We start from the raw sequence: 23,958 nt of genomic DNA on the forward strand, positions 1-23,958 counted from the left end.
GCTTCAGCCGCGAATTCTTCGCGGCACAGCACAGCTTCGCGGCTGAAGCCGAACGCCGCCCGGCCGCTCCTACAGGTGCTAGCCGGCTAGCCAGTTTGCTGCGCGACCGCACAGCGTCGGAGACGGGACGGTCGCGCCTACAGAGGCATTGCAGACTTGCAGCGAGTCCCGGGAATCGGTAGACATGCCGGCACTCGCGTCACCACAGGAGTCATTCATGGCGAAACTACGTTTATATCTGCGTCTTCTGCGTTTACTTGCGCTGATCGCCCTGGTCACCCCGCTGGCCGGGGTGGTGAGTCTGCTGGAGCGTTTGCTGCGTCATGACCTGATGGGCCTGCGCCAGCGCATGAGTCGCTGGTTCTTCGCGCGCATGAGCAATGCCCTGCCGTTCCGCCTGAGCGTGCACGGCGAGTTGCCGCAGGAACCAATGCTGTGGGTCAGCAACCACATCTCCTGGACCGATATTCCGTTGCTCGGCATGCTCGCCCCGCTGTCGTTCCTGTCCAAGGCCGAGGTGCGTTCCTGGCCGCTGGCCGGCTGGCTGGCGCACCAGGCCGGCACCCTGTTCATCCGCCGCGGCGCGGGCGACAGCAGCCTGCTCAACCGACAACTCGGCCACCACCTGGGACAGGGCCGGCCGCTGCTGATCTTCCCGGAAGGCACCACCACCGATGGCCAGGTCCTGCGCACCTTCCACGGCCGCCTGCTGAGCAGCGCCATCGAGTCCGGGGTGGCGCTGCAACCGGTCGCCATCCGCTACCTGCGCGACGGCCAGCCCTGCATGATCACGCCCTTTATCGGTGACGACGACCTGCTCTCGCACCTGTTGCGCCTGCTCGCCAGTGAGCGCATCGACGTGCAGATCCGCCTGCTGCAACCGATTGCCAGCACCGCGCAGAATCGCAATCAACTGGCACGCCGCGCCCACGCGGCCGTGGCCAGCGCCCTGGCCGTGGACAGCGGGGCTCAAGCCCAAGCCGCGTGACTCAGAGGTTGTGAAAATATCGAGCGCCGTAGCGAGAGCGTCTCCAGGTGTTCGCGGTAAGGCGCGCTACGCAAGCAGCGGGCGCCTGGGGGCGGTCACAGTAGGCGAGATTTTTTTCACAGCCTCTCAGCCCTGCGGCGGCACGCAGAGAATGTCGCACGACAACTCGGCCAGCAGCGCCCCGGCGACGCTGCCGAGCAACAACCGCGGCAGCCCCTTGCGCCCATGGGTCGCGATCACCAGCAGGTCGGCTTGTACCTCCTGCAATTCCTGGGCAACCACCTGCCGGGGATCGCCTTCGCGCACCCGTATGCAGCCTTCGGTCAGGGTCAAGCCAGCGCCCTGCAGGTTGCCAAGCAGGCTCAGCAAGGCCTCCTTGGCCTGGTTTTCAAGCAAATGAAGATCAATCGTCGCCTCCGTCAACATGCCCATGGGAAAGGGTTCCAGGGCATGCAGCACCGTGCACTGCTGTGGATCGAGCAGGCCCAGCCGCTCTGCGCTGACCATGGCCTGCATGGCGCCGGGCGACAGATCCAGCGCCGCCAAGGTATGCCGATAATCGGCAGCGGCCGGTTGTGCGACGCGCAATACCGGCAGGTGACTGCCACGGATCAGTCGCTCCACACTGGTGCCCTGAAAGAAGTCGCGTAGCGGCGTCTTGCGGTGGCAGCCGACCACCAGCAGGTCGGCGCCCATACCCAGGCACGCCTCGAAGATGATCGGTTCGACCTCGCCGCTGTTCACCAACACCCGCGGCTGACTGCCGGTCTGGGCGGCCAGTTGCTGCGCCTGCTCGTCGAGCAAGCGCTTGACCCGTTGCACATGCTCGGCGACGAAGTCCTTCGGCGCATCGTCATCGACCACATGCACCAGGGTCCAGTCGCCGCCACCCTGCTTTTCGATCAACCGGGCGGCACGCTCCACCGCATGCGCCGAACGCTGGGAAAGGTCGGTCGCCACCAGTAGCTTGATCATCTCGTTCACCATGCCAGGCTGTGCGTGTCTGAACATTCGACCGCAGAACATGTCCGGCGGTTTTGATGCAGATCAGCGCAGGCTCCGTGAATAAGACTACTGTGCCAACAGTGCAATCATGGAGAAGGCTGAATGGACACCCGACAACCGGCTCACACCGAATCGGACTGGCACGCCCTCGATACGCAACAGGCCCTCGACAACCTGCACAGCAACCCGACGGGCCTCGCCGAGAACGAGGCTGCGGCACGCCTGCAACGCTATGGGGCCAATCGCCTGCCGCCGCCCAGGCGCCGCGGCCCGCTGTTGCGCCTGCTGCTGCAATTTCACAACCTGCTGCTGTACATGATGATCGCCGCGGCGGCGGTCACCGCCCTGCTCGGGCACTGGGTGGATACCGCGGTGATCCTCGTCGTGGTGCTGATCAATGCGCTGATCGGCTTCATTCAGGAGGGCAAGGCCGAGCACGCCCTGGACGCCATTCGCGACATGCTGTCGTTGCATGCCATGGTCCTGCGCGATGGCGAACGCCGGGAAATCCCCGCCGAACAGCTGGTGCCCGGCGATATCGTCGCCCTGGTCTCCGGGGACAAGGTGCCGGCCGACCTGCGCCTGCTCAAGGTGAAGAATTTCATCGTCGAGGAAGCGGCGCTGACCGGCGAGTCGGTACCGGTGGAGAAATCCATCGCCCGCTCGGCCGCCGACGCCGTGCTCGGCGACCGCCGCTGCATGGCCTACTCCGGCACCCTGGTCAGCAGCGGCCAGGCCCTCGGCCTGGTGGTGGCCACAGGCCCGGCCACCGAACTGGGACGCATCGGCAGCATGCTGCAACAGGTGCAGCCGCTGACCACCCCGCTGCTGCGGCAGATCGACGGCTTCAGCCGCTGGCTGAGCGTGGCCCTGCTGATCCTGGCGGTCGTCACCTTCGCCCTCGGCACCCTGTGGCGCGAGCAGGATCCGGCGCAGACATTCATGATGGTGGTGGCGCTGACCGTCGCGGCGATTCCCGAGGGGTTGCCGGCGATCATGACTGTGATCCTGGCCCTCGGCGTGCAGCGCATGGCCCGACAAAACGCCATCGTACGGCGCCTGCCGGCGGTGGAAACCCTCGGTTCGGTCACCGTGATCTGCACGGACAAGACCGGCACCCTGACCCGCAACGAGATGACCGTGCAACGGCTGGTCAGCGCCGACCGAATCATCGACGTCAGCGGTGTCGGTTACGCCCCCGTCGGAGGCTTTCATCTCGCTGGCGCGCCCCTGGAGATCGATCGGGCCCTGCTCGAGATCGGCCGCGCGGCGCTGTTGTGCAACGATGCCCGGCTGGAGGAGGACGCCGCCGGCAACTGGCTGCTGCACGGCGACCCGACCGAAGGCGCACTCGCCACCCTGGCCCTGAAAACCGGCCTCGCCGCACTGGAGACGCAGGCCGAGCTGCCGCGCAGCGACGCCATTCCCTTCGAGTCGGAACACCGCTTCATGGCCACCCTGCACCATGACCATGGCGGTCATGGGCTGATCTACCTCAAGGGCGCCCCCGAGCGACTGCTGGAGATGTGCAGCCGGCAACGCACCGGCGACGGCGACCAGCCGCTCGATGCGGACTACTGGCGGCGCCAGGCCACTGACCTGGCCGCCCACGGCTTGCGCCTGCTGGCCATTGCCAGCCGCCCGGCCGATGCCGAGCAACGCAGCCTGAGTTTTGCCAATGTGGAACAGGGTTTCACCCTGCTCGCCCTGCTCGGCATCATCGACCCGCCCCGCGAAGAGGCCATCGCCGCGGTGGCCGAATGCCGCAGCGCCGGCATCGCGGTGAAAATGATCACCGGCGATCATGTCGAAACCGCCCGCGCCATCGGCGCGCAACTGGGCATCGGGGTTGGCCGGCCGGCCCTGACCGGCGCCGAAATCGAACTGCTCGACGAACGCCGCCTGCGCGAGTTGCTAGCCGGCATCGAGGTGTTCGCCCGCGCCAGCCCGGAACACAAGCTGCGCCTGGTGCAGGCCATGCAGGCCAGCGGCGGAGTGGTGGCGATGACCGGCGACGGGGTCAACGATGCGCCGGCGCTGAAGCGTGCGGATATCGGCGTGGCGATGGGCCGCAAGGGCACCGAGGCGGCCAAGGAAGCGGCAGAGATAGTCCTCACCGACGACAACTTCGCCACCATTGCCGGGGCCGTGCGCGAGGGCCGGGCGATCTACGACAACCTGAAGAAATTCATCCTGTTCGTCCTGCCCACCAACGGCGGCGAAGCCCTGATCGTGATCGCCGCCATCCTGTTCCAGCTGAATCTGCCGTTGACCCCGGTCCAGGTGCTGTGGATCAACATGGTCACCTCCATCACCCTGGCCCTGGCCCTCGCTTTCGAACCGTCCGAGCAAGGTCTGATGAGCCGTCCGCCACGCCCGCCGGCCGAGCCGCTGCTCACGGGCTTCTTCGTCTGGCGCGTGCTGATGGTTTCGCTGCTGATGATGGGCGGCGCCCTCGGCCTGTTTCTCTGGGAAATGCGCCACGGCAACAGCCTGGAAAGCGCGCGCACCATGGCCGTCAACACCGTGGTGATGTGCGAGATGTTCTACCTGGTGAACAGCCGGCATATCTTCGCCTCGGTCCTCAATCGCGAAGGCTTGCTCGGCAACCCCAAGGTGCTGCTGGCCATCGCCGTGTGCCTGGCGCTGCAACTGTTGTTCACCTACGCACCGCCCATGCAGCAGGTATTCGGCTCCACTGCACTGGGCGGCGACGAATGGCTGCGTGTAGTGCTGGCCGGGTTGCTGCTGTTCAGCGTCGCCGAGCTGGAGAAGGCGGTGATCCGCCGCTTTCACCTGCATCCGCATGCCGGGGGCTGAACCCGGTGCGCGCGGCGCACCCTACCTGCAATCCTGCGCCCGCCTGACGAACTCCATCAGTTCGGGGTAGAAGGCGCGGAAATCCTCGCTCAGCGGCTGATACAGGCGCTCCAGTTCGAGCAGGCTGCCATCCAGCACGCCGGGCCGTGACAGGCGCCGGCCCATGCCGGCAATCACCTGTTCCAGCACGGCGAAATCGCGGTAGCTGCCCAGCCAGTCCTGGGCCGCCATGCGCGGCGCAATCAGGGCCAGGCGCCCGGGCAGGACCGGCTCATCGGCCAAGACCCGATACACCCGCCCGGTGAACTGCGCCAGCGGTTCGTCGGCGTAATCCGGCCAGTTGCGCGCCAGACAGTGGTCGAAGAACAGGTCCAGGAGGATACCGGCATAGCGCCGGCGCTCGGCGGGGAAGCGCGCACGGGCCTGGGCCAGCAGCGCATGGCTGTCGGTAAAGGCATCGATGCGCCGATGCAGGACGATCGCCGCCTCGATATCCGCCGGCCACTGCCCGGCCAGCCGGCCTTTGACGAAATCGCCATACAGGCTGCCGAGCAGTTGGGCCGGCGCGTCGCCACCGAGGTGCAGATGAGCGAGGTAGTTCATAGGCCGGAGCATACACATCAGCGCGGGCAATGAGCACTATCGGCGCAAACGATCTGTGTATCGCCTGGGACCGATATATAGTTCGCCCCATCGCGATATGGCGCGACAGCAACCCTGGAAACCGCACCCATGCCCATCGATATCGATGAAGTGATCAAAGCCCTGGCCCACCCCGTGCGCCGCGACATCCTGCACTGGCTGAAAACCCCCGAGGCCTATTTCGCCGACCAGGATCACCCGCTGGAGATCGGCGTGTGTGCCGGCAAGATCGACCAGCGCACCGGGCTGTCGCAATCGACGGTCTCGGCCCACCTGGCGACCCTGCAACGAGCCGGCCTGGTGACCAGCAAGAAGGTCGGCCAGTGGCATTTCTTCAAACGCAACGAAGACAACATCCAGGCGTTTGTGCGCCACATCAGCCAAGAACTCTAGCCCCCCACTATCTGCAACCCTGACCGAGGATCATCCGATGCCTACGCTTTTCGACCCGATCACCATCGGCGAGCTGGAACTGAACAACCGCATCATCATGGCGCCCCTGACCCGCACCCGCGCCGACGAGGGCCGTGTACCCAACGCGCTGATGGCCGAGTACTACGTGCAACGCGCCTCCGCCGGGCTGATCATCAGCGAGGCCACCGCGGTCACGCCGATGGGCGTCGGCTACCCGGATACCCCCGGCATCTGGTCCGACGCACAGGTGCGCGGCTGGAGCAATATCACCAAGGCGGTGCATGCCCATGGCGGCAAGATCGTCCTGCAACTGTGGCACGTCGGGCGTATCTCCCACCCCAGCTATCTCAACGGCGAACTGCCGGTAGCGCCCAGTGCCATCGCGCCGGCCGGGCATGTCAGTCTGGTACGCCCGATCACCGAATACGTCACCCCGCGCGCCCTGGAAACCGAGGAAATCGACGATATCGTCGAGGCCTATCGCCAGGGTGCGGAAAATGCCAAGGCGGCCGGTTTCGACGGCGTGGAAATCCATGGCGCCAACGGTTACCTGCTCGACCAGTTCCTCCAGGACAGCACCAACCAGCGCAGCGACCGCTACGGCGGCGCCCTGGAAAACCGTGCACGGCTGATGCTGGAAGTCACCGATGCGGTGATTTCGGTGTGGGGCGCCGGCCGGGTCGGCATGCACCTGGCGCCTCGCGCCGACAGCCACGACATGGGCGACAGCAACCGCGCCGAGACCTTCACCTACATTGCCCGCGAACTGGGTAAGCGCGGCATCGCCTTTATCTGTGCCCGCGAGCAGGAAGCCGATGACAGCCTGGCACCGGGTCTGAAGCAAGCCTTCGGTGGCGTGTTCATCGCCAACGAGCGCTTCAGCAAGGCGCAGGCCAACGCCTGGCTGGCCAGCGGCAAGGCCGATGCCGTGGCCTTCGGCATCCCCTTTATCGCCAATCCGGACCTGCCTGCGCGCCTCGCCGAGGACGCCCCGTTGAACGAACCGCAGCCGGCAACCTTTTATGGTTCCGGGGCGGTTGGCTATATCGATTACCCACGGATGTAACGATGCCGGGCGCCTGACGCGCTGAATGAAAAAAGGAGCCCGAGGGCTCCTTTTTTCATTGCCACGGGTTCTCAGTGCAGGATCTGGCTGAGGAACAGCTTGGTGCGCTCGTTCTGCGGGTTGTTGAAGAAGGTTTCGGGATCGGCCTGTTCGACGATCTCGCCCTTGTCGAGGAAGATCACCCGGTTCGCCACGGTGCGGGCGAAGCCCATCTCGTGGGTCACGCAGAGCATGGTCATGCCGTCTTCGGCCAGGCCGATCATGGTGTCCAGCACTTCCTTGACCATTTCCGGATCGAGGGCCGAGGTCGGTTCGTCGAACAGCATGATTTTCGGCTTCATGCACAGCGCCCGGGCAATCGCCACGCGCTGTTGCTGGCCGCCGGACAACTGCCCCGGGTACTTGAGGGCCTGCTCGGGGATGCGCACGCGCTCGAGGAAATGCATGGCGACTTCTTCGGCCTGACGCTTGGGCATCTTGCGCACCCACATCGGCGCCAGGGTGCAGTTCTGCAGCACGGTCAGGTGCGGAAACAGATTGAAGTGCTGGAACACCATGCCCACTTCGCGACGTACTGTCTCGATGTGCTTGAGGTCATGGGTCAGTTCGGTGCCATCGACCACGATGCGCCCCTGCTGGTGTTCTTCCAGCCGGTTGATGCAGCGGATGGCGGTGGACTTGCCGGAACCGGACGGACCGCAGAGGACGATACGCTCGCCCGGTTTGACGTTCAGGTTGATGTCCTTGAGCACGTGGAACTCGCCATACCACTTGTGCACGCCTTCCATCAGGATCATCGATTCAGCGCTGGTTTGTTTTTTTGCTACAGCCATTGAAATAACTCCTAACGCTTGTGGCCAGTGTTCAGCTTACGTTCCAAATGCATGGAGTAGCGGGACATGCCGAAACAGAAAACCCAGAAAACCAGGGCGGCGAATACATAGCCTTCGGTGGCCATGCCCAGCCAAACCGGATCGGTGGTGGCTTGCTTGATGCTGTTGAGCAGGTCGAACAGGCCGATGATGATCACCAGGCTGGTGTCCTTGAACAGCGCGATAAAGGTGTTGACGATGCCGGGAATCACCAGCTTCAGCGCCTGCGGCAGAATCACCAGGCCCATCATCCGCCAGTAACCCAGACCCATGGCCGCAGCGGCTTCGTACTGGCCCTTGGGAATGGCCTGCAGGCCACCGCGCACCACTTCGGCGATATAGGCCGACTGGAACAGGATCACCCCGATCAGCGCGCGCATCAGTTTGTCGAAGCTCATGCCTTCAGGCAGGAACAACGGCAGCATCACCGACGACATGAACAGCACCGTGATCAGCGGCACACCGCGCCAGAACTCGATGAAGGTCACGCAGATCACCCGGATCGCCGGCATGTCCGAACGCCGTCCGAGCGCCAGCGCTATGCCCAGCGGCAAGGCGCCAGCGATACCCACGGCGGCGATCACCAGGGTCAGCATCAAACCACCCCATTGGCTGGTGGCCACCTCGCGCAGGCCGAAGAAGCCGCCATGCAGCAACCAGTAGGCCAGCAATGGATACACCACCAGAAAGCTGAGGCCATACACGGCCTTGCGCGGCATTGCCGAGATGAACAGCGGGGCGGCACCGATGACGGCCAACCATAGGGTCAGGTCGACACGCCAGCGCAGATCGGTCGGGTAGAAGCCGTACATGAACTGGCCGAAACGCTGCTGGATGAAGACCCAGCAAGCCCCGCCCGAGTTGCAGTCGGCCCGAGTCGTGCCCACCCAGTCGGCATCGATGAAGGCCCACTGGATGATCGGCGGTGCGATCAGCCAGATCAGGTAGGCGGCGAACAGGGTCAGCAGGCTGTTGAACCAGTTGGAGAACAGGTTGGCGCGCAGCCAACCGAGTACGCCGACGCTCAGCAGCGGTGGCGGTAGATCGGGCTTGAAAGTATGAGTGCTCATGGCTTGTCCTCTAGCGTTCGATCAGCGCCATGCGCTTGTTGTACCAATTCATCAACATGGAAATGCTGATGCTGATGGCCAGGTACACACTCATGGTGATGGCAATCACCTCGATGGCTTGCCCCGTCTGGTTGAGCACCGTGCCGGCGAACAGCGAGACCATGTCCGGATAACCGATACCGGCCGCCAGCGAGGAGTTCTTCGCCAGGTTGAGGTACTGACTGGTCAGCGGCGGAATGATCACCCGCATGGCCTGGGGAATGATCACCAGGCGCAGGGTCTTGCCGCCCGGCAGGCCCAGCGAACGTGCTGCCTCGGTCTGTCCATGACTGACCGCCATGATCCCGGAACGCACGTTCTCGGCGATGAAGGCCGCCGTGTAGATGGACAAGGCCAGGGTCAAGGCCATCAATTCGGGAATCAGTACCCAGCCGCCAGTGAAGTTGAAACCGGTCAGCTCGGGCGTGCTCCATTGCAGCGGATTGCCGGTCAGCAGCACGGCCAGGCCGGGCAGCACCAGCAACAGCGGTATCGCCCCCAAGGACACCGGAAAGTACCTGCCGGTGGCCTCGAACCGTGCCCGCGACCAGCGTGTCAGCAAGACGATGCCGATGATCGCCACCACCAAAGCCCCGAAAAAGCTGACGAAGCTGTCCGAGGGGCTCGGCGCCGGCATATACAAGCCGCGGCTATTGAGGAAGAAGGTCTGACCTATCTCCAGGCTGGCGCGCGGACCGGGTAGCGAGAGCATCACCGCGAAGTACCAGAAGAAGATCTGCAGCAGCGGCGGGATATTGCGGAAGGTCTCGATGTAGACGGTAGCGAGCTTGCCGATCAACCAGTTGGGCGACAGCCGCGCCACACCGAGGATGAAGCCCAGAATGGTCGCCAGAAAGATGCCGATCACCGACACCAGCAGGGTGTTGAGCAAACCAACGAAGAAGACCCGCCCATAGGTGTGGCTTTCGTTGTAATCGATCAGGCTTTGCGCAATGCCGAACCCGGCACTGTTGTTGAGAAAGGAGAACCCGGAGGTGATCCCACGCTTCTCGAGGTTGGTCTGAGTGTTATCGAACAGGTACCAGCCGAGCGCCACGACGACGATAACGGCAATAATTTGGAATAGCCATGCGCGCACCTTGGGATCGGTCCAGACCGATCCGCGTGGCCGCGAGACATTTGCAGGATTTTGCATAGGAGCCCTCTAGGAACCCCCATGCCCGCATTGGCGGGCATGGGGTTCACGTCATCTAGAACATGCCGATGCCCCGGGACGGGACACCGGCAAAGACGATCAGCGCACTGGCGGTGCGTATTGCAGACCACCTTTGTTCCACAGGGCGTTGAGGCCACGCTCGATCTTCAGCTCGCTGCCGGCACCGACGTTGCGCTCGAAGCTCTCGCCGTAGTTGCCCACCTGCTTGACGATCTGCACGGCCCAGTCCTTCGGCAGTTTCAGGTCCTTGCCGTACTCGCCTTCGGCACCCAGCAGACGTGCAACGTCCGGGTTCTTGGTGGTTTTCGCCGTTTCCTCGACGTTAGCCGAGGTGATCCCCAGCTCTTCGGCGTTGACCATGGCGAACAGGCTCCAACGGACGATGTTGAACCACTCGTCATCACCCTGACGCACAACCGGGCCCAGCGGCTCTTTCGAGATCACTTCCGGCAGTACCACGTACTCCAGCGGCGCAGCCAGCTTGATGCGCTGGGCGTAGAGTTGCGACTGGTCGGAAGTCAGCACGTCGCAACGGCCGGATTCCAGAGAAGTGGCGCTCTCGTCGGAAGTATCGTAGGTGATCGGGGTGTACTTCAGGCCGTTGGCGCGGAAGTAGTCGGAGAGGTTCAGCTCGGTGGTGGTGCCGGCCTGGATGCACACGGTAGCGCCGTCGAGTTCCTTGGCACTGGTCACCCCGAGTTTCTTGTTAACCAGAAAACCCTGGCCGTCGTAGTAGTTCACGCCGGCAAAGTTCAGGCCCAGGCCGGAGTCGCGCGAGCTGGTCCAGGTGGTGTTGCGCGACAGCACATCGACTTCGCCGGATTGCAGCGCGGTGAAGCGCTCCTTGGCAGTCAAGGGGCTGTATTTGACTTTGGTCGCATCGCCAAACAGGGCAGCGGCCACTGCGCGGCATACATCGACGTCGAGGCCGAAATAATTGCCTTTTTCATCGGCGTAGGAGAAGCCAGGCAGACCATCGCTGATGCCGCACTGAACGAAACCTTTCTTCTGTACCGCGTCCAGGGTCGCGCCAGCGTGAACGAAGCCGCTGACACCCAGAACGGTTGCGGTAGTCAGAATAGCCAGGGTGGATTTCACCATCTTCATTAAAACCTCCAGTTGCTTTTGTTGTGTTTGGAGTCTCGGCCCTACCTCCGTACCCTTATGGGGCACGTCGATCGTGTCGGCAGCAACGCGATCAACCGGGGCTCAGACCTCGCGAGAGTCTAGTTGGCGATCGTTGCATCGGCCATAAAATCTCGCGCTCGCCCATTGGTCGAATGGGCTGGAGACGGATAGCGATTCGCTTATCGGCAAATATGCAGCGTTTGCCGAGTCTAGTGGAAACCCCCAACAAATGGCTTCCCGTCTGTTCCATACCCGGTTTGCTAGCAGTGTTACCGTTCCGGGCTACAGCATCAGTCCCGGTTGGTTATAGCAAAGCCCGTACCAAAGCTTCGCCTTTATCACCATACGTACAGGTCAAGCGCAAAACTTGTAACCTTGCGACATCTTCTTCACAGATTAGCCACTCACTGATATTTCAGGTGCACTAAAACATGCACACCTGCACCACCCCGGAGCTACCCATGAGCGAACCGTTGATCCTTGAGCCCACACTCGCTGCCGACGCCTGCGTCATTTGGTTGCACGGCCTGGGGGCCGACCGCTATGACTTTCTCCCCGTGGCCGAAGCACTACAGGAGCGCCTGCACAGCACCCGCTTCGTCCTGCCCCAGGCACCGACCCAGGCGGTGACCATCAATGGTGGCTGGGCCATGCCCAGCTGGTACGACATCCTGGCCATGAACCCGGCACGGGCGATCAACCGCGAACAACTGGAAGCATCGGCCCAGCAAGTGATCAGTCTGATCGAAGCGCAGCGCGACAGCGGCATCGACCCGGCCCGGATCTTTCTCGCCGGGTTCTCCCAGGGCGGCGCCGTGGTGCTGCACGCCGCCTTCCTGCGCTGGCAGGGACCGCTCGGCGGGGTCATCGCCCTGTCCACCTATGCACCGACATTCAGTGACGACATGCAGCTGGCGGATACAAAAAAACAACTGTCAACACTCTGTGCGCATGGCAGATTCGACGAGGTTGTGCTGCCCACCATGGGTCGCGCAGCCCACGATCAACTGGCCGCCTGTGGCGTCGCCGTGCAGTGGCGCGACTATCCGATGGCCCATGAAGTGTTGCCGGAAGAGATCCGCGACATCGCCGATTGGCTGGCGCAGCGGCTGAGCACGCCAATGTCACAAGCCGAGATCAATAAATGACCAACCAGCCCATCATTCGCGGTTTAGCCGATATCGAGCAGATCGAAGCCACCCCACTGGCCGAACGCAACCTGCCGGCCAGCACCTACGACCTGATCCGCCGCACGGCCGCGGCGCACCCGCAGGCACCGGCGCTGTCCTTCATCCTCCAGGGTACTGTCGATGAGCCGACTTACCGGCTCAGCTACCAGCAATTGCTGGGCAAGATCACCCAGACCGCCAACGCCTTCCACCGCCTCGGCCTGCGCCCGGGCAAGGCGGTCTCCTTCCTGCTACCCAACCTGCCGCAGACTCACTTCACCATCTGGGGCGGCGAAGCGGCCGGCATCGTCAACGCGATCAATCCGCTGCTGGAAGCCGAGCATATTGCCGAGCTGATCCAGGCCTCCGACTCCGAGTTGCTGGTGACCCTGGCGCCCTTCCCCGGCACCGACCTGTGGGCCAAGGTCGAGTCGCTGCGCGGCCACCTGCCGGACCTCAAGGCGGTGATCTGCGTGGACATGGCCAACCTGCTGCCCGAGCCGCAACGCAGCGCGCTCAAGACGCAACGCGGGCCGCTGCCGCAAGGCGTGCTGGACTTCGACGAACTGATCGCCGCCTGCCCGGCCGACCAGCTGGAAAGCGGTCGCCGGTTCCACCCGGACGACATCGCCAGTTATTTCCACACCGGCGGCACCACCGGCACCCCCAAGCTGGCCCCGCACAGCCACGGCAACGAAGTGGCGATGGCCTACAGCATGAATATGGTGACCGGCTTCGCGCCTGGCGACGTGACTCTATGCGGCCTGCCGCTGTTCCACGTCAACGGCGTCATCGTCACCGGCCTGACCGCCTTCGGCGGCGGTGCCGAAGTCCTCCTGGCCACCCCGCAGGGCTATCGCAATGGCGCGCTGATCGAGAACTTCTGGCGCATCATCGAACGCCACAAGGTCAGTTTCTTCAGCGGCGTGCCGACCATCTATGCCGGCCTGCTGCAGGTGCCCAGCGCGGGACACGACCTGAGCTCGCTGAAATACGCCCTGTGCGGCGCCGCGCCGATGCCGGTGGAGCTGATCCGCCAATTCGAGGCCAAGACCGGGCTGACCCTGATCGAAGGCTACGGCCTCACCGAAGGCACCTGCGGCACCTGCGCCAATCCACCCGCCGGCGAGCGCCGTCCCGGCTCGATCGGCCTGCGCATGCCCTACTGCGAAGTCAGCATCAAGCAGCTCGACGAGCAGGGCCGCTACCTGCGCGATGCCGCACAAGATGAAATCGGCAACCTGTGCATCCGCGGCGCCACGGTGTTCAAGGGCTACCTGCAGACCGTCAAGAACCAGGGCATCTGGGTCGACGGCGACTGGTTCAACAGCGGCGACCTGGGGCGCATCGACGCCGACGGTTACATCTGGCTGACCGGGCGCAGCAAGGACCTGATCATCCGCGGCGGGCACAACATCGACCCGCAGATGATCGAGCAGGCCCTGCACGGCCACCCTGCCGTGGCCCTGGCCGCCGCGGTCGGCAAGCCCGACGAGAAGGCCGGCGAACTGCCGGTGGTCTATATCCAACTCAAGCCGGGCAGCCAGGCCAGCGAAGCGCAACTGCTGGCGCATGCCGCCGCGCATATTAGCGAACGTGCGGCCGTGCCCAAGGACGCCTGGATCATCGACGCCATCCCGGTCACGGCGGTGGGCAAGACCTTCAAACCAACCCTGCGCCTCGATGCCATTCGCCGCGTCTATCAAGCGGCAGTGGCCGAACTGGACAGTGCCATCCGCGTCGAGGTGCTCAGCGACGAACGCCGCGGCCAGCTCGCCCACATCCACCTGCCGCGCCGCGACAGCCAGCTGGAGCAGGCCGTGAGCAAGCGCCTGGCCGGATTCGCGGTGCCCATCCAGCTGCACGGCGGCGACTGACCAACCGGATCGGCTCCGGCGCAATCCGCGGCGAGTCTCCCGGATTGCGCCTTCTAAATTGCGCCTTCTAATATGTTGAACGCACCGCCAATCGCGGAGACTTTGATGCCTTATCAGACAATTGCCTCCCAGCCACTGACTGCTGGTAGCAGCCGCCAGCCATGGCACTTCGCCGCGCCGGCTTCTTGCTTTACACTGGCAGCCGTTCACTCCTTAACCAATTGATGAGATGACCGTGCTCAAAGCACTCAAGAAAATGTTCGGCAAAGCCGAGGGCGAGCAGCCCAGCCCAACCAGCACGTCTGCTTCGCCAACCACGCCCCGCAACGGCGACAACAAACACGAGAAACCCAGCCGCGCGACCAAGATGCGCCAACCGGCCAGCGTGAGCGACAGCGTACCTGCAACGGCGCCCAGTCCAGAAAAACCCACCGCCAAGACCGACAAGTCCCGGCGCCAGCGCGCAGCCAAGCCGGTGGACACCTGGAAGCTGGAAGACTTCGCGGTCGAACCGGCCGAAGGCAAGACCCGTTTCCATGATTTCAAACTCGCCCCCGAGCTGATGCATGCGATCCACGATCTGGGTTTCCCCTACTGCACGCCGATCCAGGCCCAGGTGCTGGGCTACACCCTCAGGGGCCAGGACGCCATCGGCCGCGCCCAGACCGGCACCGGCAAGACCGCCGCCTTCCTGATCTCGATCATCACCCAGCTGCTGCAGACCCCACCGCCGAAAGAGCGCTACATGGGCGAGCCGCGCGCGCTGATCATCGCGCCGACCCGCGAGCTGGTGGTGCAGATCGCCAAGGACGCCGCGGACCTGACCAAGTACGCCGGGCTCAACGTGATGAGCTTCGTCGGCGGCATGGACTTCGACAAACAGCTCAAGCTGCTCGAGTCGCGCTATTGCGACATCCTGGTGGCGACTCCGGGCCGTTTGCTCGACTTCAACCAGCGTGGCGAAGTGCATCTGGACATGGTCGAAGTGATGGTGCTCGATGAAGCCGACCGCATGCTCGACATGGGCTTTATCCCCCAGGTGCGCCAGATCATCCGCCAGACCCCGCCGAAGAACGAGCGCCAGACCCTGCTGTTCTCCGCCACCTTCACCGAAGACGTGATGAACCTGGCCAAGCAGTGGACCACCGACCCGGCCATCGTCGAGATCGAGTCGGAGAACGTCGCCAGCGACACCGTCGAGCAGCACGTCTACATGGTCGCCTCCAGCGACAAGTACAAGCTGCTGTACAACCTGATCGCGCAGAACGACTGGATCCGGGTGATGGTCTTCGCCAACCGCAAGGACGAAGTGCGGCGCATCGAAGAACGCCTGACCCGCGACGGCATCAGCGCCGCCCAGATGTCCGGCGACGTGCCGCAGCACAAGCGGATCAAGACCCTGGAAGGCTTCCGCGAAGGCAAGATCCGGGTGATGGTCGCAACCGATGTGGCCGGCCGCGGCATCCACGTCGACGCCATCAGCCACGTGATCAACTACACCCTGCCGGACGTGCCGGACGACTACGTGCACCGCATCGGCCGTACCGGTCGCGCGGGCGCCAGCGGCACCTCGATCAGCTTCGCCAGCGAAAACGACGCCTACGCCCTGCCGCCGATCGAGCAACTGCTGGGGCGCAAAATCAACTGCGAGATGCCGCCAGAAGAGCTGCTCAAGCCGGTGCCGCGCAAGCACTAGCAGCAGGAAACACCAAACAGGCGAAGCCAAGCGGCTTCGCCTTTTTTGTGGGCGATGGCCGACCAAGCGCCGTCACCTGGCACGCTCCCCTGTGGGAGCGGACTTGTCCACGCAGGCGATCAGCCAGCAGCAGCTTCAACAGTGCGCCACGAACGGACAGCCTGCGGCCATGGCCCTTGCCGAGAAATACTTAAAAGTCCAGAATGGATTATTAAGTTTATTTCCAGCCGGAGTACCCGCATGCCTACCCTCACGCCCTACGTACTGCACCAGGCCGAGGCCGAGCAGCTGCTCGCCCGAATCGACGTACACCAGGCCATGCTCGCCATGTTCCGTGGCCTGGCGGCGGGCACTGCCGTGCAGCCAGCGCAGCAGCTGGTCGAATTCCCCGACGCCGCCGGCGATTTCATCAACTACCTCGGCGTATTGGCCGAAGCAGGCGTGTACGGGGTCAAGACCTCGCCCTATATCGTGCGCGAGCAAGGTCCGCTGGTCAGCGCCTGGACCCTGCTGATGTCGATGCAAAGCGGCCAACCGCTGCTGCTCTGCGATGCCGGCGCCCTGACCACCGCACGCACCGCCGCCACCACCGCGGTCGCCGTGGATGCCCTGGCGCCCAGGCAGGCCAGCCGCCTGGCGGTGATCGGCAGCGGCGCGGTGGCGCGTGCCCACGTGCACTACGTCAAGGGCTTGCGTGAGTGGCAGAGTATCCGTGTCTATTCGCCGAGCCTGGCCGAACAGACCGATGCCCAGCGCCTCGCACTGCGGCAGCTCGACCCGCGCCTGCAGCTGTGCCCCAGCCTTGAGGAGGCGACCCGCGACGCCGAGGTGATCCTGCTCTGCACCTCGGCGGCCGCTCCGGTGCTCGACCCGGACAGCCTGCGCCAGCCGGCGCTGATCACCTCGATCAGCACCAACGCGCCGCGGGCCCACGAAGTGCCGCCGCAGTCGCTGGCGAACATGGATGTGTACTGCGACTACCGCGCCACCACCCCCGCCAGCGCCGGTGAAATGTGCCTGGCCAGCGAGCAGCACCACTGGGACCGCGCCCTGATCCGCGGCGACCTGGCGGAGCTGCTCAGCGACCAGGCGCCCCTGCCGGACTATCGGCGTCACGTGTTCTTCCGCTCCATCGGTTTGGGCCTGGAAGACATCGCCCTGGCCAATGCGCTCTATCATCTCAAGAACAACGCCTAGGAGCCCCGCCATGCAACAGGCCGACTTTCTCATCATCGGCGCCGGGATCGCCGGCGCTTCCACCGCTTACTGGCTGGCGCCGCACGCGCGGGTGATCCTGCTCGAACGCGAACAACTGCCCGGCTACCACTCCACCGGCCGCTCCGCCGCGCTCTACATCGGGACCTACGGCACGCCGCAGGTGCGCGCATTGACCGCCGCCAGCCGGGCGTTTTTCGACGCACCGCCGCACGGTTTCGCCGAACACCCGCTGCTCAGCCCGCGGGGCGAGCTGGTGGTGGACTTCGCCGGCGACCCGGACGAACTGCAGCGCCAGTACCGGAGCGCCAAGGCCAGCGTGGCCGAGGCGCGTCTGCTGGGTGCCGACGAGGCCTGCGCCCTGGTGCCGGTGCTGCGTCGCGACAAGGTCCAGGGCGCGCTGTACGACCCCAGCGCCGCCGACATCGACACCGACGCCCTGCACCAGGGCTACCTGCGCGGCATCCGCCGGCATGGCGGGCAGATCCACTGCAACAGCGAAGTGCTGGAGATCCAGCGCCGCGATGACGGCTGGGACGTGCGCACCGCCAGCCAGCGCTTTCGCGCCAAGGTGTTGATCGATGCTGCCGGCGCCTGGTGCGACCAGATCGCCGCGCTCGCCGGGGTCGCCCCGCTCGGCCTACAGCCCAAGCGCCGCGCGGCCTTCATCTTCGCCGGCCCGGAAGGCGTCGACTGCCAGGCCTGGCCCGGCGTGGTCAGCCTCGACGAATCCTTCTACTTCAAGCCCGATGCCGGCATGCTGCTCGGCTCGCCGGCCAACGCCGACCCGGTCGAGCCCCACGACGTGCAACCGGAGGAGCTGGACATCGCCATGGGCATCTACCAGATCGAGGAGCACACCAGCCTGAGCATCCGCCGGCCGACCCGCACCTGGGCCGGGCTGCGTTCCTTCGTCGCCGATGGCGACCTGGTCGGCGGTTACGACCCGCAGGTGGCGGGCTTCTTCTGGTGCGCCGCACAGGGCGGCTACGGCATCCAGACCTCGCCGGCGATGGGCCAGGCCTGCGCCGCCCTGGCCCGCGGCGAACCCTTGCCCGAGCACCTCGGCCGGTTCGGCCTGACGGCGCAGATGCTCTCCCCCGCTCGCCTGCGCCAGGCCTAGGAACCTGCGCCCGACAGGTGACGCCTCGGGTGCTTTGCGCCACACTCGCAGCGCCCCGTGCCAAGGGGCGCTGACTGGAGCCCTCGATGAAGCCAACATCCACCGCCGACCTGGATAATTACCGGGTCATCGCCGATGCCATCGCCACCCTGTTCTTCCCCCACGCCGAAGTGGTGCTGCACGACCTGCGCACGCAGAAGGTCGACTACATCGCCAACAACATCTCCAAGCGCGAGATCGGCGACGATGCCGCCCTGGAAGACCTGCTCGACGGCGAGGTGGACGAATGGAATATCGGCCCCTACGAGAAGCTCAACTGGGACGGCCAGAAGATCCGCTCGGTCAGCAGCGTGCTGCGCGACGCCCGGGGCGTGCCGATCGCGGTGCTGTGCATCAACCTGAATATCTCGCTGTTCGAAAGCGCCAAGGCCGCCCTGGACCTGTTTCTCTCGCCGAGCAAGCTGATCCCCCAGCCGGACGCGCTGTTTCGCGACGACTGGCAGGAACGCATCAACACCTTCCTGCACCACTGGCTGCGCCAGCGCCAGCTCGGCCTCAACCTGCTGACCCGCGAACACAAGCGCGAACTGGTCGAAGCCCTGCATGCCGAAGGTGCGTTCAAGGGCAAGAGCGCCGCCAACTACGTGGCCAACGTGCTCAACATGGGCCGCGCCACCGTGTACAAGCACCTGAAAGAGATCAAAGGCGAAGCCTGAACCGCGTGTTCAAGGATCAAGACCGTAGGATGGGTCGGGCCGCGTAGGTCGGGCCGCGTAGGTTAGGCGCCCACAAATTAACCTGCTGCCAGCAGACCAAACGCGCCGTAACCCATCATGGATTTCAGCCACGACAACCGCTGTTTGATAAAAGATCCCCCGTCGTCCAGACGCCGCGCTGTCGCGCAGCAAACTGGGGGCAATCGTGTCTGTCGGCTTGTGGCTACCTGTAGGAGCGGCCGGGCGGCGTTCCGCTTCAGCCGCGAAGCTTTGCTTTGCTTTGCTGTGCTGTGCCGCGAAGAATTCGCGGCTAAAGCCGCTCCTACCATAATCAATAAAATCAATGATATATGGGTTGCTTGATAGGAGCCCCGTCATCCAGACGCCGCGCTGTCGCGCCAGCTTGCTGCGGTCCGGCGTCTCGGCGATGCTCTTCACGCCCCCGAATCGCCTGCAAGCTGGCTCCTACAATAACCGCAATAGCCGCGCCGTTTAACCCGGTTTCGGGCAGGCGTTTTAACCAAGAGTCCACCATGAACGAACAGATCCCCTACGGCGTCGGCGACGCCTCCTACCTCGCAGCCGGCGGCATCGCCGGCCTGCAACGATTGGCCAGCGACTTCTACCGGCTGATGGACGAGCAAAGCGAAGCCGCCGAGCTGCGGCGCATGCACAGCGAAAATCTCGATATGGCGCGCGACAAGCTGGCCTGTTTTCTCAGCGGCTGGCTGGGCGGCCCGCGGCTGTTTGCCGAGAAATACGGCGCCATCTCGATCCCGGCGTTCCACGCCCAATGGCCGATCGACGAGCGCCTCAGCGACATCTGGCTCAGCTGCATGGCCCAGGCGATCGCCGTGCAGTCCTACCCGCCGGCCTTTGCCGACTACCTGCTGAGGCAATTGCGCGTACCGGCGCAGCGTATCGTCCAGGCCAGCCAGAACCGCCACCGCGAGGCCTGATCACCGCCGCTCGCCCAACGACGCCGCCGGCGCACTGACCAACCGCTTCGCCGCCGGCACGCATAGCCGCCGCTACACGCGCCATAACGGCTTCATTTCCTCGCCTGTAAACCCGCAACCCTCTAAGCAAAACCCGCGGCTATGCCGGCCCGGCATTTCCGTGCGCGCAGCTTTTTCCTCGCCAACGACGACAAAAATCATAATTTCGTGAATTTCCGGTTCTGCACAGAATGGGCCCAAGGACAGCCGCACCCATCAGAACAACAAAGCTCGGAACCAGAGGAAACACGTCATGACCGATTTGCAGCAGAGCGTTTTGCAGACGCACGCCGACAGGGCCGTTGAAACCACGGAAATCGACACGCTGGTGGTCGGCGCCGGCCAGGCCGGCGTGGCCATCAGCGAACACCTGAGCAAGCTCGGGGTGCCGCATCTGGTGCTGGAGCGCAACCGGGTCGCCGAAGCCTGGCGCAGCGGCCGCTGGGATTCGCTGGTGGCCAACGGCCCGGCCTGGCACGACCGCTTCCCGGGCCTGGAGTTCGACGATCTCGAACCCGACGCCTTTGCCCCGAAAGAGCGGGTAGCGGCCTATTTCGAAGCCTATGCCCGCAAGTTCGACGCCCCCATCCGCACCGGCGTGGAAGTGAGAAAGGTAGTGCGCAACACCGACCGCGCAGGCTTTACCGTGGAAACCTCCGAGGGGGTGATCCAGGCCAGTCGTGTGGTGGTCGCCACCGGGCCATTCCAGCGCCCGGTTATCCCGCCGATCGCGCCCAAGGATGAGCAGCTCGGCCAGATCCACTCGGCCGATTACCGCAACCCGGCGCAGCTGCCCGCGGGTGCCGTACTGGTGGTGGGGGCCGGGTCGTCGGGGGTGCAGATCGCCGATGAGCTGCAGCGCGCCGGCAGAAAGGTCTACCTCTCGGTGGGGCCGCACGATCGTCCGCCGCGCGCCTACCGCAACCGCGATTTCTGCTGGTGGCTGGGCGTGCTCGGCGAATGGGATGCGGAGGTCGCCCAGCCGGGCAAGGAGCACGTCACCATCGCCGTCAGCGGTGCCCGCGGCGGCCATACGGTGGACTTCCGCCGCCTGGCCCAGCAGGGCATGACGCTGGTCGGCCTGACCAAGGCCTTCGACAACGGCGTGGTGACCTTCCAGGCGGATCTGGCCGACAACCTCGCCCGCGGCGATGAGAACTATCTGGCGCTGCTGGATGCGGCCGACGCCTATATCGCCCGCAATGGTCTCGACCTGCCGGAGGAGCCCGAGGCCCGCACCATGCTGCCGGACCCGCAATGCGTGACCCAGCCCATTCTCGAGCTCGACCTGGCCGCCGCCGGGGTGACCTCTATCGTCTGGGCCACCGGCTACGCCGTGGATTTCAGCTGGCTGCAGGTGGGCGCCTTCGACGCCAAGGGCAAGCCACAGCATCAGCGCGGCGTGTCCAGCGAGCCGGGGGTCTACTTCCTCGGCCTGCCGTGGCTGTCGCGGCGCGGCTCCAGTTTCATCTGGGGGGTGTGGCACGACGCCAAGCACGTTGCTGGCCATATCGCCACCCAGCGCACCTACCTCGCCTATCGCGATTGCGCACAACGTCAGGCAGCGGACTGAGCAAAGCCAGGCCCCGAACCGCCCGTTAAATCAACCGGATAAAGGAAGCAAGCCGATGCCCACCCATAGCCGCATCCGCATGTTCAACACCAAGGTCACCTACCCCAACCAGAGCCTGGACAACGACCTGTGCCAGGCCGTGCGCGCCGGCAATACCGTGTATGTGCGCGGCCAGGTCGGCACCGATTTCGAGGGCCGCCTGGTCGGCCTCGGCGACCCGCGGGCGCAGGCTGAACAGGCGATGAAGAACGTCAAGCAGTTGCTGGAAGAAGCCGGCAGCGACCTCAGCCATATCGTCAAGACCACCACCTACCTGACCGACCCGCGCTACCGCGAGCCGGTCTACCAGGAAGTGGGCAAATGGCTGAAAGGCGTATTCCCCATCTCCACCGGCCTGGTGGTCAGCGGCCTGGCGCAGCCGCAGTGGCTGATGGAGATCGATGTGATCGCCGTCATTCCCGACTGAAAGCCGCTTCGCTCGTGACACTCGCAATATCTATCAAGGAGTCGCAATGACCTTTTCCATCGTCGGCCGCTGCGCCGAGACCGGCCAACTGGGCATCGCCATCAGTTCCTCGAGCATCGCCGTGGGCGCCCGTTGCCCCTGGCTGCGCGCCGGAATCGGCGCGGTGGCCAGCCAGAACATCACCCTACCGGCCCTCGGCCCACAGATTCTCGACGCCCTGGAAGCCGGCCTGGAACCGGCGGCGGCGCTGGACCTGGCGCTCAGCCGTAACGGCTACAGCCAGTATCGCCAGGTCGCGCTGCTCGACAACCAGGGCCGCAGCGCCCTGTTCTCCGGCAGCGAAGCCCTCGGCCAGCACCACGCCCTGGCCGGCGAACAATGCGTGGCGGCCGGCAATCTGCTGGCCTCCCCCGCAGTAATCGCCGCGATGATCGAAGCCTTCGAACACAGCGCCGGACTGCTCGGCGAACGCCTGCTCGCCGCCATGCACGCAGCCATGACCGCTGGCGGCGAAGCCGGCCCGGTGCATTCGGCGGCGCTGCAGGTGGTCGACGACATGACCTGGCCGCTGGTCGACCTGCGCGTGGATTGGGCCGAGCACGACCCCGTCGGCGAACTGGACAAGCTCTGGCAAGCCTATCGCCCACAAATGCACGACTACGTAATCCGCGCCCTCGACCCGACCCGTGCGCCGAGCTACGGCGTACCCGGCGATGAGTAATGCAAGTAGCCGCGAACTACTCGCCGAACTCGTGGCCTTCCCCACCGTCAGCCGTGACTCCAACCTGGCCCTGATCGAGTTCGTCCGCGACTATCTGCACGGCCTCGGCGTGACCTGCGAGCTGGACTACAACGCCGAGCGCAGCAAGGCCAACCTGTTCGCCAGCATCGGCCCAACCGACCATGGCGGCGTGCTGCTGTCCGGGCATAGCGACGTGGTGCCGGTGGACGGCCAGGCCTGGACAGTGCCGCCTTTCGCGCTGAGCGAACGCGACGGCAAACTCTACGGCCGTGGCACGGCCGACATGAAGGGCTTTATCGCCTGCGTGCTGGCTGCCGTGCCGGGCTTTCTGGAAAAACCACTGCGCCTGCCGCTGCACCTGGCCTTTTCCTACGACGAGGAAGTCGGCTGCCTCGGCGTGCGCTCGCTGCTGGCCGAACTCGAACGACGCCCGAACAAACCGCTGCTGTGCCTGATCGGCGAACCCACCGAGCTCAAGCCGGTGCTCGGCCACAAGGGCAAGCTGGCCATGCGCTGCCAGGTGCGCGGCGCGGCCTGCCATTCGGCCTATGCGACGCACGGGGTGAATGCCATCGAATACGCCGCCAGACTGATCAACCGGCTCGGCGAGATCGGCCAGCGTTTGACTGCGCTCGAGCGCCAGGATGCGCGTTTCGACCCGCCCTTCAGCACCGTGCAGACCGGCCTGATCAACGGCGGCCGCGCGCTCAACATAGTGCCGGCCGAGTGCCAGTTCGACTTCGAGGTGCGCGCCCTGCCCGGCGACGACCCGCAGCAGGTCGCCGGTGAATTGCGCGATTATGCGCAGACGCATTTGCTGCCGCAGATGCGTGAACGCAGTGCCGCCAGCGCCATCGATTTCCAACCGCTATCGGCTTACCCCGGCCTGGCCACCGACCCGCACAGTGACGTGGCCGAACTGCTTGCGCTGATCAGCGGCAGTCGCGAATTCGGCACAGTAGCCTTCGGCACCGAGGGTGGCCTGTTCCATCAGGCCGGTATCGCCACGGTAGTCTGCGGCCCCGGCAGCATGGCGCAGGGTCACCAGGCAGACGAATTCGTCAGCCAGTCCCAGCTGGATGGCTGCGATGCGCTACTGGCACGGCTGGTGAAGTGGATGCTGGCATGACGTAGCTCGCGCCGGGGTTGTCCGCTGCTGCCT

Annotated in this window: 20 protein-coding genes and 1 pseudogene; 15 read left to right on the forward strand and 6 right to left on the reverse strand. The window is 64.8% G+C overall.

Annotated features, from left to right (window positions below; genetic code table 11):
- Positions 1-217: 217 nt before the first annotated feature.
- Positions 218-988, forward strand: coding sequence for a lysophospholipid acyltransferase family protein (locus ABZE94_RS00975; RefSeq protein ID WP_372873670.1), 771 nt, complete (start codon positions 218-220; stop codon positions 986-988).
- Positions 989-1,114: 126 nt separating this feature from the next.
- Here ABZE94_RS00975 and ABZE94_RS00980 read toward each other — a convergent pair whose 3' ends face one another.
- On the reverse strand, positions 1,115-1,963 hold the full coding sequence (locus ABZE94_RS00980) for a universal stress protein (protein WP_372873671.1): 849 nt from the start codon (positions 1,961-1,963) through the stop codon (positions 1,115-1,117).
- 132 nt (positions 1,964-2,095) lie between these two features.
- Between ABZE94_RS00980 and ABZE94_RS00985 the strand changes: the two genes are divergently transcribed.
- On the forward strand, positions 2,096-4,813 hold the full coding sequence (locus tag ABZE94_RS00985; protein WP_372873672.1) for an HAD-IC family P-type ATPase: 2,718 nt from the start codon (positions 2,096-2,098) through the stop codon (positions 4,811-4,813).
- A 21-nt stretch (positions 4,814-4,834) separates the two neighbouring features.
- On the opposite strand, the gene ABZE94_RS00990 is transcribed toward ABZE94_RS00985, so the two are convergent.
- Complete coding sequence (locus tag ABZE94_RS00990) at positions 4,835-5,416, reverse strand: ACP phosphodiesterase (protein WP_372873673.1); 582 nt, start codon at positions 5,414-5,416, stop codon at positions 4,835-4,837.
- A gap of 129 nt (positions 5,417-5,545) precedes the next feature.
- Here ABZE94_RS00990 and ABZE94_RS00995 point away from each other — a divergent pair, with 129 nt between their 5' ends.
- Positions 5,546-5,848 carry an ArsR/SmtB family transcription factor gene (locus tag ABZE94_RS00995; RefSeq protein WP_372873674.1) on the forward strand — a complete coding sequence of 101 codons (303 nt, stop codon included), beginning with the start codon at positions 5,546-5,548 and terminating at the stop codon, positions 5,846-5,848.
- A gap of 37 nt (positions 5,849-5,885) precedes the next feature.
- Positions 5,886-6,935, forward strand: coding sequence for an alkene reductase (locus tag ABZE94_RS01000; protein ID WP_372873675.1), 1,050 nt, complete (start codon positions 5,886-5,888; stop codon positions 6,933-6,935).
- A 71-nt stretch (positions 6,936-7,006) separates the two neighbouring features.
- Here ABZE94_RS01000 and ABZE94_RS01005 read toward each other — a convergent pair whose 3' ends face one another.
- The 4 genes from ABZE94_RS01005 to ABZE94_RS01020 all read right to left on the reverse strand — a co-directional run bounded on the left by ABZE94_RS01005 (position 7,007) and on the right by ABZE94_RS01020 (position 11,200).
- Positions 7,007-7,768 (reverse strand): amino acid ABC transporter ATP-binding protein, encoded by a 762-nt coding sequence (locus ABZE94_RS01005; protein ID WP_372873676.1) that lies wholly within the window; start codon positions 7,766-7,768, stop codon positions 7,007-7,009.
- Positions 7,769-7,779: 11 nt separating this feature from the next.
- Complete coding sequence (locus tag ABZE94_RS01010) at positions 7,780-8,877, reverse strand: amino acid ABC transporter permease (protein ID WP_372873677.1); 1,098 nt, start codon at positions 8,875-8,877, stop codon at positions 7,780-7,782.
- Between the two features lie 10 nt (positions 8,878-8,887).
- Positions 8,888-10,072, reverse strand: coding sequence for an amino acid ABC transporter permease (locus ABZE94_RS01015; RefSeq protein ID WP_372873678.1), 1,185 nt, complete (start codon positions 10,070-10,072; stop codon positions 8,888-8,890).
- Between the two features lie 99 nt (positions 10,073-10,171).
- Positions 10,172-11,200, reverse strand: coding sequence for an amino acid ABC transporter substrate-binding protein (locus ABZE94_RS01020; protein ID WP_372873679.1), 1,029 nt, complete (start codon positions 11,198-11,200; stop codon positions 10,172-10,174).
- 482 nt (positions 11,201-11,682) lie between these two features.
- Here ABZE94_RS01020 and ABZE94_RS01025 point away from each other — a divergent pair, with 482 nt between their 5' ends.
- The 11 genes and pseudogenes from ABZE94_RS01025 (at position 11,683) to argE (ending at position 23,925) form a co-directional block, all read left to right on the forward strand.
- Positions 11,683-12,369 carry an alpha/beta hydrolase gene (locus ABZE94_RS01025; protein ID WP_372873680.1) on the forward strand — a complete coding sequence of 229 codons (687 nt, stop codon included), beginning with the start codon at positions 11,683-11,685 and terminating at the stop codon, positions 12,367-12,369.
- Entirely contained in the window at positions 12,366-14,267 is a 1,902-nt protein-coding gene (locus ABZE94_RS01030) for an acyl-CoA synthetase (protein ID WP_372873681.1), read from the forward strand. Before ABZE94_RS01025 ends, ABZE94_RS01030 begins: the two co-directional genes overlap by 4 nt.
- Positions 14,268-14,502: 235 nt before the next feature.
- Complete coding sequence (rhlB, locus tag ABZE94_RS01035; protein ID WP_372873682.1) at positions 14,503-15,963, forward strand: ATP-dependent RNA helicase RhlB; 1,461 nt, start codon at positions 14,503-14,505, stop codon at positions 15,961-15,963.
- 240 nt (positions 15,964-16,203) lie between these two features.
- Positions 16,204-17,160, forward strand: a complete 957-nt coding sequence (locus tag ABZE94_RS01040) for an ornithine cyclodeaminase family protein (RefSeq protein ID WP_372873683.1) — start codon at positions 16,204-16,206, stop codon at positions 17,158-17,160.
- Positions 17,161-17,170: 10 nt separating this feature from the next.
- Positions 17,171-18,301, forward strand: coding sequence for an NAD(P)/FAD-dependent oxidoreductase (locus ABZE94_RS01045; RefSeq protein ID WP_372873684.1), 1,131 nt, complete (start codon positions 17,171-17,173; stop codon positions 18,299-18,301).
- Between the two features lie 86 nt (positions 18,302-18,387).
- On the forward strand, positions 18,388-19,017 hold the full coding sequence (locus tag ABZE94_RS01050) for a transcriptional regulator (RefSeq protein ID WP_372873685.1): 630 nt from the start codon (positions 18,388-18,390) through the stop codon (positions 19,015-19,017).
- Positions 19,018-19,550: 533 nt separating this feature from the next.
- Positions 19,551-19,976 carry a group II truncated hemoglobin gene (locus ABZE94_RS01055; protein WP_372873686.1) on the forward strand — a complete coding sequence of 142 codons (426 nt, stop codon included), beginning with the start codon at positions 19,551-19,553 and terminating at the stop codon, positions 19,974-19,976.
- Positions 19,977-20,268: 292 nt separating this feature from the next.
- Positions 20,269-21,628: pseudogene (locus ABZE94_RS01060) on the forward strand (flavin-containing monooxygenase); the annotation flags it as partial.
- A gap of 15 nt (positions 21,629-21,643) precedes the next feature.
- Positions 21,644-22,054, forward strand: coding sequence for a RidA family protein (locus tag ABZE94_RS01065; protein WP_372873706.1), 411 nt, complete (start codon positions 21,644-21,646; stop codon positions 22,052-22,054).
- A 46-nt stretch (positions 22,055-22,100) separates the two neighbouring features.
- A complete protein-coding gene (locus ABZE94_RS01070) occupies positions 22,101-22,775 on the forward strand; it encodes a DUF1028 domain-containing protein (RefSeq protein ID WP_372873687.1) in 675 nt (224 codons plus the stop codon).
- The gene (gene argE, locus ABZE94_RS01075) at positions 22,768-23,925 is read left to right on the forward strand and encodes an acetylornithine deacetylase (protein ID WP_372873688.1); all 1,158 of its coding nucleotides are present in this window, start codon (positions 22,768-22,770) and stop codon (positions 23,923-23,925) included. Before ABZE94_RS01070 ends, argE begins: the two co-directional genes overlap by 8 nt.
- The last annotated feature ends 33 nt before the right edge of the window (positions 23,926-23,958 follow it).

The sequence above is a fragment of the Pseudomonas sp. genome (assembly GCF_041601375.1).
In the GTDB taxonomy this organism is placed as follows: domain Bacteria; phylum Pseudomonadota; class Gammaproteobacteria; order Pseudomonadales; family Pseudomonadaceae; genus Aquipseudomonas.